The sequence below is a fragment of the Metamycoplasma neophronis genome, assembly GCF_006491995.1.
Lineage (GTDB): Bacteria > Bacillota_I > Bacilli_A > Mycoplasmatales > Metamycoplasmataceae > Metamycoplasma > Metamycoplasma neophronis.
The window spans coordinates 1-2,898 of sequence record NZ_VHHP01000015.1 but is presented as its reverse complement, the minus strand read 5'-3'; the positions used below and the strand labels follow the sequence as shown (position 1 = coordinate 2,898).

Here is a 2,898-nt window from a genome sequence, read left to right as displayed (position 1 = left end):
CTATTAAACCTATCAATTTATTAGTACTGGTCAGCTGAATGCATTGCTGCACTTACACCTCCAGCCTATCAACCTCATAGTCTATAAGGAATTTAAAAGGGAATACTCATCTTTGAGGGGGCTTCCCGCTTAGATGCTTTCAGCGGTTATCCCTGCCGCACTTGGCTACCCAGCTATGCTTCTGGCGAAACAACTGGCACACCATCGGTGCGTCCACTCCGGTCCTCTCGTACTAAGAGTAGCTCTCATCAATATTCCAACGCCCACATCAGATAGGAACCAAACTGTCTCACGACGTTTTGAACCCAGCTCGCGTACCGCTTTAATGGGCGAACAGCCCAACCCTTGGAACCGACTCCAGCTCCAGGATGCGATGAGCCGACATCGAGGTGCCAAACCTTCCCGTCGATGTGATCTCTTGGGAAAGATAAGCCTGTTATCCCCGGGGTAGCTTTTATCCGTTGAGCGACGGCCTTTCCACGAAGAACCGCCGGATCACTAAGTCCTGCTTTCGCACCTGCTCGACTTGTAGGTCTCGCAGTCAATCACACTTCTACCTTTATGCTCTAAGATACGGTTTCTGACCGTATTGAGTGTAACTTTGAACGCCTCCGTTACCCTTTAGGAGGCGACCGCCCCAGTCAAACTACCCACCACACACTGTCCTCTGCCCGGATGACGGGCACAAGTTAGAAGTTCAACGTAACAAGGGTGGTATTTCAACGGCGACTCCACTTAGACTAGCGTCTAAGTATCACAGTCTCCCACCTATCCTACACATGTTAAATCAAACTCCAATATGAAGTTATAGTAAAGCTCCACGGGGTCTTTTCGTCTAGATGCGGGTCTCCGGCGTCTTCGCCGGAACCATAATTTCACCGAGTCTATTGTCGAGACAGTTAAGAGATAATTACTCCTTTCGTGCAGGTCAGTATTTAGCCGACAAGGAATTTCGCTACCTTAGGACCGTTATAGTTACGGCCGCCGTTCACCCGGGCTTCACATCAATGCTTCGCATAAGCTAACACCTTTGCTTAACCTTCGGGCACTGGGCAGGAGTCACCCCATATACATCGTCTTACGACTTAGCATAGAGCTGTGTTTTTGATAAACAGTTCCCCCTTACTATTCACTGCGGCCCACTTTTTAGGGTGGGCATCCCTTCTTGCGAACTTACGGGATGAATTTGCAGAGTTCCTTGACAATAGTTTTCTCGCTCGCCTTAGAATACTCATCTTGGGGACGTGTGTCCGTTCTCGGTACGGGTTTCAGTGAACTTAAGTTAGAAGCTTTTTTAAGAGGCATGGAATCATCCAATTCGCTACTCTGTCGCCATTTCGCTATGCATCATAACTCCCGGTTACGCCGTGTGGATTTGCCTGCACGACCCAGTCATTATTTACCCCACAATCCAATAAGTGGTAGTACTATCCTTCCCCGTCACTCCATCACATTCATAGAAAGTACAGGAATATTAACCTGTTGTCCATCGGCTACGCCTTTCGGCCTCGTCTTAGGACCCGACTAACCCTGGGTGGACGAACCTTGCCCAGGAAACCTTCCCCAATAGGCGTCAGAGATTCTCACTCTGAATCGTTACTCATACCGGCATTCTCACTTGTAAGCGCTCCACCAGTCCTCACGGTCTGGCTTCAACGCCCTTACAACGCTCTCCTAACGCATTTTCATGCCCGTAGCTTCGGTATTGTGTTTTACTCCCGTTGAATTATCGGCACAGAGTCTCTCGACTAGTGAGCTATTACGCACTCTTTAAACGGTGGCTGCTTCTAAGCCAACATCCTAGCTGTTTAAGAAACTCCACAACCTTTCTGACTTAACACAATTTTGGGACCTTAGCTGACGATCTGGGTTGTTCCCCTCGCGTGCATCGACGTTATCACCGATGTACCGACTGCATAGTAATTCATGATAGTATTCGGAGTTTGATTATAGTCAGTACGGCTAGGCGCCGCCATTCCATATTCAGTGCTCTACCCCCATCACTTAACACTACACGCTAGCCCTAAAGCTATTTCGGAGAGAACCAGCTATCTCCAAGTTCGATTGGAATTTCACCCCTACCCACAAGTCATCCGGGCACTTTTTAGCGTACTACGGTTCGGTCCTCCACTTAGTGTTACCTAAGTTTCAACCTGCTCATGGGTAGATCACCTGGTTTCGGGTCTATATCAACATACTAAAGCGCCCTATTCAGACTCGATTTCTCTACGGCTTCGCTTTAATCCACTTAACCTCGCATGCTGACATAACTCGCCGGTCCATTCTGCAAGATGTACGCCATCACCCATTAACGGGCTCTGACTAACTGTAAGTAATTGGTTTCAGAATCTATTTCACTCCCCTCCCGGGGTTCTTTTCACCTTTCCCTCACGGTACTAGTTCACTATCGGTGTCTGGTTAGTATTTAGCCTTACCGGGTGGTCCCGGCGGATTCAGACAGGGTTTCACGTGCCCCGCCCTACTCAGGATGCTACTTGAAGATTTGCGCATTTCGCTTACGGGAATTTCACCCTCTATGTTTAAGCGTTCCAACTTATTCTGCTATACGCAAATTTTTTGACTTCATGTAAGTAGTCCTACAACCCCAACAACATGTGTTGGTTTAGGCTGTTCCCCGTTCGCTCGCCACTACTTAGGGAATCATTCTTTATTTTCTCTTCCTGCTGCTACTGAGATGTTTCAATTCACAGCGTGTCTCTTCATTCGACTATGTATTCATCGATATGATAATTGAGGATTAGCTCAATTAGGTTTCCCCATTCGGAAATCCCCGGATCGCAGCTTATTTCCAGCTAACCGAGGCTTATCGCAGGTAATCACGTCCTTCATCGACTTCCAGACCCAAGGCATCCACCAAAAACTCTTATCTTGTTTAAT

At 47.8% G+C, this 2,898-nt stretch carries 1 rRNA gene; it reads right to left on the bottom strand.

Annotation, left to right across the window (positions count from 1 at the left end):
- Positions 1–2,898: ribosomal RNA gene (locus tag FJR74_RS03050) — 23S ribosomal RNA — on the bottom strand.